The sequence below is a fragment of the Thermostichus sp. OS-CIW-20 genome (genome assembly GCF_054061455.1).
Window position 1 is genome coordinate 1 of the sequence record NZ_JBSSEF010000054.1, and the last position, 8,017, is coordinate 8,017.

Sequence of the window (8,017 nt, forward strand, 5' to 3'; positions counted from 1 at the left end):
CCATCGCCTCAAAGTGTGGAGACACACCCCAAAATAATCCGCCGCTTCTCTCGGTTTTACATATCTAGCCATACCAAGCAGCCATACTGAACATATTGTACATTATTTTCAGTATAGTCTAGCATATCATTGACTAGAGTCATGCTCCACACCGCGGACGCAAACGATTCATGTTGCGCCAGCTGCGACCGGTAGATAAGTCGGGGAAAATGGGATCCCTGCTGTGGCCGCTCCTTTTCGGCGCGTCCCTCGCCCTATCTCCGGCCATCGAGCCTGCCTGGGGGCAGGAAACTTCTCAAAACCACGGCACCGCCTCCAACGTGCCTTTGCTCAGCCGCTTGGATGCTCTGGAAGAGCTGCGGCAAGCGCTCAGCCTGCCCACCGCTTCCATCCAAACGGAGGCCGTGACACTGGATGGGCGGCGGCTGTTCTTGGTCGCCGCGCCACAGGGGGATCCCGGCAGCCTGCCGCCGGTGTCGCAGCGGGCCCGCTCCATTCCCAACAGCGCCATTCGGGTGGTGGAGAACCTCTCCAACGGCTGGTCGCGGGTGGATCTGGGGATCGTGATCGCCTACGAAAACGACCTGGAACAGGCCATCCGCATTACCGAGCAGGTGGCTCTACAGATGTATCGGGAGCCGGCCTGGCGGGACAAGATCCGCGAGCCCCCCGAGATGCACGGCGTCGATGACCTGGGGGAGCGGGGGATTACATTGCGCATCTGGATCAAGGTGCAACCGCTGCAGCAGTGGCGGGTGACGCGGGAATACCGCCGTCGCCTCAAGCATGCCTTCGACCAAGCCGGGATCCAGATCCCGTTTCCGCAACAAGCCCTCTGGTTCCGCAGCCCACTGGAGATGCGCATCCAGGGCCTCAGCCCGGAAGAAACCCACCGCCTTTTGCACCCAATGGAGTCACGGCTGAGCAACCCCGATCCCATTTCTGAGGAGCGAGCCGGCCAACTTCCTCCCTAGCTGGCCATCGCAGCTCCAAGGGGGCCAGGCGGCTACTCGTCGCCGATGATTTCCGGCTCGGTCAGCTCATCGGACATTTCGATGATGGCGCGGCGAATGGGCTTCATCCAGCCCTCTTCCACATCGTTGGGGTCATCGTAGCGGCGACGCTTGGCCCGATTGGCTACCTGCACTGTGATGCGATAGCGGTTTTTGGAAGCGTTAATTAACGCCTCTACCCGACGCATCAGCTCGTCGTTGTCGATGCCCAAGTGAGGGTTACGCAAGGTCATGGTCGGCGTCTTGTTACCAGGTAGCCTTTTATCTTAGCAAACCTCTCGCAGCTCATAAAGGCGTCAGCCCGGCCCAGGGCGAGGGATCCCCGATCAAAACCAACGCCCCGCCGACTTGCGCACTGCAATCAAGCTGCTGCTGGTGCCCAGAAAAACCCCCATCCCCAGCAACAGCAGCGGCAGAAACCAAAACTCCGCCTGGCCGGGATCGGCCTGCATCACCTTGAGGAAGGGCAGCGCAATCAACTGCTCCAGCGCCTCCTGCAGTAACTGTTGGGATCCCAGAACCAAGCCCCAAGCCCCCAGCGCACTGACTACCCCGAACAGGCAGCCCTGCAAAATAAAGGGCAAGTAAATCCAGGTCGCCGTCGCACCCACCAGTTGCATCACCTCAATCTCCCGCCGCCGCGCCATGACAACCAGGCGAATGGTGGTAGTGATCACCGCCACTGCCGTCAGGGCCAACACCCCGGTGATGCTCAGGGATCCCAGACGTAGCACCTCCTGGATTTGGGCCAGTTGCTCCACAATGCGGTCGCCGTAGTACACCTCGTCTACCCCCTCCAGTTGGCGGATCTGCTCGGCCACTTGACCTAGGATCTCGGCAGAATCGGCCTTGACTCGCAGGGCATCCACCAAAGGGTTATCCCCCAACTGGGTCTCCAGGGCCGCCTCATCCTGGATCCCCATCTCCAGCAAAAGGTCGCGCCAAGCTTGCTCTTTGGTGATCACCCTCACCTCCGCCACATGAGGCAGTTGGGCCACTTGGGGCTGCAAATCCACCCCCCGGCGTTCCGGCTCCAGATAGACGGAGATCTCCAGTTGCCCCCCCAGCGACTGGACCGTTGCATCCACCCCCCGAGACAGCTCCACGCCGATCCCCACCAGAAACAGCAACACCAACAGGGTGCTCACCGCCGCCCAGTTTAGCCAGCCTCCTCGCCGCAACCCCAAAAAAGTTTCCTGCAGGAGGTAGCGGATTTTGTTGAGAAATCGGGAGAGAGAGTGCATGCTGCCTACCGTCCAAGAGTTTGCCCGCTCTAAGCTTTAGCGTCGCAGTTGTGGAGAGGAAGATGGGGCTGCGCCGCTCTGGCGGGAGCCCCTCAGCGCATATCGTACAGATGTCCTCCCTCCAGGCGCACCACCCGGTGACCCGCCCGCTCCACCAGATAGGGGTCGTGGCTAGTCATGAGGATCGTCACGCCAAAAGAATTGAGCCGCTCCAGGATTTGGAGCACCAATAGGGAGTTTTCCCGATCCAGATTTCCCGTCGGCTCGTCGGCCAGCAACAAGACGGGCATGTTGACAATGGCGCGGGCCAAGCTGAGGCGCTGTTGCTCCCCTCCCGAAAGCTCGTCCGGGAAGCAATCCCGCTTCTCGGTCAGCCCCACCATCTTCAAAGTCGGCCCCAGGCGGCGGCGAATCTCTGCTGGGGAAAGTCCCTGGGCGCGCAGCACAAAGGCCACATTTTCCGCCAGGGTGCGATTGGCCAAGAGGCGATAGTCTTGAAAAACCACCCCCAAGCGCCGCCGCAACATGGCTAGGGGGCGGGGCGGGATGCGGTAGGGCCGCCGCCGACCTTCCGAAGAAAACAGACACACCCCATCCACTATCACCGTGCCCTCGGTGGCCTGTTCGGCCCCGTAGAGCAGCCGTAGCAGGGTGGACTTGCCCGCCCCCGACACCCCGGTTACGAACACAAACTCGCCGCGGCGCACCTCCAAGTTCACATCTCGGAAAACCCAGTTGCCGTTGGGAAAGACCTTGCTCACCCCCCGCAGCGACACCATTCTCTCAGCGCTACCTAGGGCTGGCAGGGATCCGGTCTGGGGCTTGCGGTAGAGGCCCAAGGTTGTTTCTGGGTCGGTTGGGACGAGGAGGGAGGGGTTTGGGGCTGTACCAGCCCAAGGGTGAAGGCGGGGAGCGTAGCCGATGTGCTGACCAAGCATCGTGGTAAAGCGCCTAGAGAGAAGGGAACGAGTGGAGCTGCCAGGCTAGGAGCGCGAGGGAGAAGAGCATGACTCTAGTCAATAATAAGCTCAGCTATACTGAAAATAATGTATAATATGTTCAGTACGGATTACTACCAGTTGATCTTTCTGTTTACTTTCGAGTCTGCCAACATGGTAGCCAAAGCAAAGCAGAAAATTGGTAGTAAGACGACACGGAAACTGCGCTTTGGGTATTCTACTCAAAGCTTTGCGGGATACCGCCATTCTGTTTGGACTCCGTCCCGCTAACGCGAATGGAAACAAGCAGAATGCTATCGCTGCATAGTTGAACAGTGATGTTCAGCAGTGTTCAGCGTAAATGTATCAGCGATCCCACAGCACCCGCCAGGCAAACCTGGGCAAAGCCAACATGCGTCGCCAGCGCCAAGGTTCCTGATAGAGACGATACAACCATTCCAGGTGATGGTCACGCCACCAGCGGGGGGCTCGCCGTTTTTGGCCGGCCCAAATGTCGAAGCTGCCCCCCACCCCCATCCAGATGGCCTGGGGCAAGAGGCTGCGCCATCTCTGGATCCACAGCTCCTGGCGCGGGGATCCCAGCCCCACCCACACCAGTTGGGGTTGGATTTTCTGGAGAGCTTGCAGAAGTTTTTCCTCTTCGGCGCCAGAGAAGTAGCCGTGATGGCCCCAAATGGACAGAGAGGGAAAGTGAGCTTGCCACTGCTGAACCGCTGCCCGGTTGACTGCCGGCCTTCCTCCCACCAAGGCCAAGCGCCACCCCCGTTCTGCTGCCCGCGAGATCAAAGCTTCGGCCAGCTCGATCCCCGGCACCCGCTGGACACGGATCCCCTGCCGCCGCAAAGCCCACACCACCCCCGCCCCATCTGGGATCACCAGCTCAGCCTCCTGCAGCACTTGGGCAAAGGCCGGATCCCGCTGCGCCTGCATGATCATCTCCGGATTGCAGGTGACTACCTGAGCACCCAGGCCCTGGCTGATGCGGGCTTCAATCCAGGCGGTATAGCTCTGCAGATGGGTTTCCGGCAGGGTAAGGTGCAGGTTGACGCCCAAAAGGGAGTAGGTTACCAACGACATTGCCACGGGCCTAGGGAGAGAACTTGCTTCCCAATCCAGATTGTGCCAACAAAAAAGAGCGCTATCCTTCGGGGTGAGATAGGGATTCCATGCTCTCTGAACAGCCTTCTACAAGCGTCTTGGCCCCCCGCGAGGGGCGCTGGCTCTGGCAGGGCCAGTCCATCCGCTACCAACAGGCGGGATCCGCCGGCCCGGCGGTGGTGCTTATCCACGGTTTTGGGGCCAGCAGCGACCACTGGCGGAAAAATTTGCCGGAGCTGGGGCGGCACTGCCGCGTGTACGCCCTTGACCTCCTGGGATTTGGGGGATCCGCCAAGCCCTTGCCGGGATCCCCTTTCCCCTACACCTTTGAAACCTGGGGCGCCCAGGTGGCCGATTTTGGGCGGGAGGTGGTGGGGGAGCCAGCTTATCTGGTGGGCAACTCCATTGGTTGCATTGTGGCCTTGCAGGCGGCTGTTTTCGAGCCAGGCCAGGCCTTGGGGGTGGCGATGTTGGATCCCTCACTGCGGCTGTTGCACGAGCGCAAGCGTCGCCAGATCTCTTGGCTGCGCCGCCGAACCACCCCCCTCATCCAGTCCTTGCTGGGGTGGCCCCCCTTCGGCCGGTTTTTCTTTGCCCAGATAGCCCAGCCCTGGGCCATTCGCAACATCCTCCTCCAAGCGTATGGGCGCAAGGAAGCGGTTACGGAAGACCTGGTGCAGCTTTTGCTGCGACCGGCCCTCGATCCGGGAGCGGCAGAGGTGTTCTTGGCCTTTGTGCGCTACTCCCAGGGGCCCTTGGCCGAGGATCTCCTGCCCCAGGTCACCTGCCCCGTCCTCATCCTCTGGGGAGAGGTGGATCCCTGGGAGCCCATTGCTTTGGGGCGGGCCTTGGCCGAGTTCCCCTGCGTGGTGGGGTTCATCCCCCTGCCGGGAGTTGGCCACTGCCCCCAAGACGAGGCCCCGGAGCTGGTCAACCCGCTGCTGCTGGCTTGGATCCGGGATCCCACCCGAAAACCTGAGCTCGGGATCCCCTAGCAACTCCCGCGAGGAGGAAGGTCTGGGTTCTCCCGCCTAAGAGCGACCGAGGTGCTCCAGTTGATCCAGGTTGGGGCCGCTCAGCCGGAAGGCCTGGCCAAACCCCTGAATGAAGCTGCCGCCGGTGGGGGTGATCTGGCAGAAGTGGAAGTCCGCTAGGCCCAGGATCATCTCGGCAATCTCGTACTTGGCGCGATAAAGAGCCTCGAACCCCTGGGCTTGCGCTTCCTTGCGGCTGAGGAACTGGGCTTTTCCGCTCACCATCACCCGCGGCAAAGCGTGGTTGCTGCGGGGATCCCCCGGCGTGGGCGGCTCGTGGATGAGCAGGCTGGCTCGCGGATCCGCCCGCAAAGCCTGGGTGTGGGAAGAAAGGTCGCTGATGACAATGGCAAAGCGCAAGGGATCCCACTGCACCACGAAGGGCACCAACGATACCGCCGGGGATCCGTGATCCAGCACCGCCAAGCTGGCCACCGGCTGGCCCTCCAGCAGCGCCTTCAACTTTTCCTGCGCCGACATCGCTTTTTCTCCCATTGCCCCTGCTATTATCCCCAAGCCCCCCCTCGTTTGAGAAGGGTTGGATCCCTGGGATAATATCCATTGCCCGTTTGAGCAGCCCGCACCACCGGGAGCAACGTTTTTCGACATTTTTCAACCCTATCGACGTCGATACATCCCGATGTATTGTGACTATCTTGTTCAGATCCTCACGGCTCGCGTTTACGACGTCGCCCAAGAAACCCCCCTGGAGCCGGCTTTTAACCTCTCCCGCCGCCTGAACAACCAGGTCTGGCTCAAGCGGGAAGATCTGCAGCCGGTTTTCTCCTTTAAGCTGCGGGGGGCCTACAACAAGATGGCCCACCTGCCTCCGGAGCAACTGGCGCAAGGGGTGATCGCGGCCTCTGCGGGCAACCACGCCCAAGGGGTAGCCCTGGCAGCGCAGCAGCTGGGCACCCACGCGGTCATCGTGATGCCCGTCACCACCCCCCAGGTGAAGATAGACGCGGTGCGGGCGCGGGGGGCCCAGGTGGTCTTGCAGGGCGACACCTTTGACGATGCCTATGCTCACGCGCGGCAACTGGAAGCCGAGAAAGGTTTGACCTTCATCCATCCGTTCGACGATCCCCTGGTGATCGCTGGCCAGGGCACCATCGGCATGGAGATCCTGCGCCAGTCTCAACAGCCCATCCACGCCATCTTCGTCGCCGTCGGCGGGGGCGGCCTGATCTCGGGCATCGCCGCCTACGTCAAGCGCCTGCGCCCGGAGATCAAAATCATTGGGGTAGAACCGCTGGACGCCGACGCCATGTACCGCTCCCTACGAGCTGGCCGAAGGGTGCGCCTCTCTCAGGTAGGCCTGTTTGCTGATGGGGTGGCGGTGCGAGAGGTGGGGGAAGAAACCTTCCGCCTCTGTCAGCAGTACGTGGACGAGATCCTCTTGGTGAGCACCGACGACACCTGTGCCGCCATCAAGGATGTCTTTGAAGATACCCGCTCTATTTTGGAGCCCGCCGGCGCCTTGGCCATTGCCGGCCTCAAAGCCTACGTCAGCCGCACCGGCATCCAGGGACAGACCCTGGTGGCGGTGGCCAGCGGGGCCAATATGAACTTCGACCGCCTGCGCTTTGTGGCCGAGCGAGCCGAGATCGGCGAACAGCGGGAGGCCATTTTCGCCGTCACCATCCCCGAAGAGCGGGGCAGCCTGCGTCGGTTCTGCGCCCACATCGGCCAGCGCAACCTCACCGAGTTCAACTACCGCATTGCCGATACCCACGAAGCTCACATCTTTGTCGGCCTACAGGTGCGGGATCGGGCCGATGCCCAGGCAGCGGCCCTGGATCTGGAGCGGGCTGGCTTTAAGACCTTGGATCTCACCGACGACGAGCTGGCCAAGCTGCATCTACGCCACATGGTGGGGGGGCGCTCCCCCCTGGCCGAGAACGAGCTGCTCTACCGCTTCGAGTTCCCGGAGCGGCCCGGGGCCCTGATGCAGTTCTTGTCTTGCATGAGCCCCAACTGGAACATCAGCCTCTTTCACTACCGCAACAACGGCGCCGACTACGGTCGCGTCCTCATCGGCATGCAAGTGCCCACCTCGGAAATGCCCGCCTGGCAGCGCTTTCTGGATACCCTGAACTATCGCTACTGGGACGAAAGCCACAATCCGGCCTACAAACTCTTCCTAGCCTAGTCAGTGTCGGCTTGTTGCGGGGGTGAACAAAGTTGTAAACAAAACTTTACAGTCCTATGTAGAGCGCGCTACGCTAGTAGAGAAAAAGCAAGGAGAATCCTATGAGCAGATATCGCTCCGTCGTAGTCGAAGAAGGTGGCCGCCTCAACAACTACGCCATCGAGCCGGAGATGTACGTGGACACCGTTCCGCGGGTGGGCTTCACCGACTATGCAGAGCGCTTGAACGGGCGTTTGGCGATGATCGGTTTTGTTGCCCTGATCCTGTTTGAAGCCTTGTCTGGCACTACTCTCATCGGCTGGCTGCAGTCCCTGGGGCAGTAGAAGAGGGAAAAGCAAGCCGTGGCTTGTGAAATCCGAGGCGGTCAACCTGGGAGTACAGGCGATCTTTGCCTGAACAAGCCCTTCCTTGGCTGACTTTGCACACAAAAGGATAGCTTGGTAGCCCCGCACTTGAGTGCGGGGCGGAAAAGCCCGCTAGCCACTTTAGTCGCTTACCCATGATGGGGGTCGTTGAT

At 61.0% G+C, this 8,017-nt stretch carries 9 protein-coding genes and 1 pseudogene; 4 read left to right on the forward strand and 6 right to left on the reverse strand.

All coding sequences use genetic code 11. The annotated features are described in order from the left end of the window. Positions 1 to 72 (reverse strand): annotated as a pseudogene (locus ACVWXC_RS13010) (IS607 family transposase); the annotation flags it as partial. A gap of 98 nt (positions 73 to 170) precedes the next feature. Here ACVWXC_RS13010 and ACVWXC_RS13015 point away from each other — a divergent pair. Continuing rightward, positions 171 to 974 carry a mechanosensitive ion channel family protein gene (locus ACVWXC_RS13015; protein ID WP_099812601.1) on the forward strand — a complete coding sequence of 268 codons (804 nt, stop codon included), beginning with the start codon at positions 171 to 173 and terminating at the stop codon, positions 972 to 974. A 32-nt stretch (positions 975 to 1,006) separates the two neighbouring features. Here the strand turns inward: ACVWXC_RS13015 and ACVWXC_RS13020 are convergent, their stop codons facing one another. The 4 genes from ACVWXC_RS13020 to ACVWXC_RS13035 all read right to left on the reverse strand — a co-directional run bounded on the left by ACVWXC_RS13020 (position 1,007) and on the right by ACVWXC_RS13035 (position 4,293). Continuing rightward, positions 1,007 to 1,246 carry a DNA-directed RNA polymerase subunit omega gene (locus ACVWXC_RS13020; RefSeq protein WP_011429075.1) on the reverse strand — a complete coding sequence of 80 codons (240 nt, stop codon included), beginning with the start codon at positions 1,244 to 1,246 and terminating at the stop codon, positions 1,007 to 1,009. Positions 1,247 to 1,339: 93 nt separating this feature from the next. Further along, complete coding sequence (locus ACVWXC_RS13025) at positions 1,340 to 2,257, reverse strand: cell division protein FtsX (RefSeq protein WP_457393193.1); 918 nt, start codon at positions 2,255 to 2,257, stop codon at positions 1,340 to 1,342. Between the two features lie 92 nt (positions 2,258 to 2,349). Further along, positions 2,350 to 3,036 (reverse strand): ATP-binding cassette domain-containing protein, encoded by a 687-nt coding sequence (locus ACVWXC_RS13030; protein WP_099813283.1) that lies wholly within the window; start codon positions 3,034 to 3,036, stop codon positions 2,350 to 2,352. A gap of 525 nt (positions 3,037 to 3,561) precedes the next feature. Next, complete coding sequence (locus ACVWXC_RS13035) at positions 3,562 to 4,293, reverse strand: WecB/TagA/CpsF family glycosyltransferase (RefSeq protein WP_011429066.1); 732 nt, start codon at positions 4,291 to 4,293, stop codon at positions 3,562 to 3,564. An 89-nt stretch (positions 4,294 to 4,382) separates the two neighbouring features. On the opposite strand from ACVWXC_RS13035, the gene ACVWXC_RS13040 reads away from it, so the two are divergent. After that, on the forward strand, positions 4,383 to 5,309 hold the full coding sequence (locus ACVWXC_RS13040; protein WP_099812602.1) for an alpha/beta fold hydrolase: 927 nt from the start codon (positions 4,383 to 4,385) through the stop codon (positions 5,307 to 5,309). 36 nt (positions 5,310 to 5,345) lie between these two features. On the opposite strand, the gene ACVWXC_RS13045 is transcribed toward ACVWXC_RS13040, so the two are convergent. Beyond that, complete coding sequence (locus tag ACVWXC_RS13045) at positions 5,346 to 5,828, reverse strand: pyridoxamine 5'-phosphate oxidase family protein (protein ID WP_011429064.1); 483 nt, start codon at positions 5,826 to 5,828, stop codon at positions 5,346 to 5,348. 160 nt (positions 5,829 to 5,988) lie between these two features. Here ACVWXC_RS13045 and ilvA point away from each other — a divergent pair, with 160 nt between their 5' ends. Continuing rightward, positions 5,989 to 7,500: a threonine ammonia-lyase, biosynthetic gene (ilvA, locus tag ACVWXC_RS13050; RefSeq protein ID WP_457393198.1), complete on the forward strand. Its 1,512-nt coding sequence runs from the start codon at positions 5,989 to 5,991 to the stop codon at positions 7,498 to 7,500. 101 nt (positions 7,501 to 7,601) lie between these two features. After that, the gene (locus ACVWXC_RS13055; protein WP_011429062.1) at positions 7,602 to 7,823 is read left to right on the forward strand and encodes a high light inducible protein; all 222 of its coding nucleotides are present in this window, start codon (positions 7,602 to 7,604) and stop codon (positions 7,821 to 7,823) included. Positions 7,824 to 8,017: the final 194 nt, after the last annotated feature.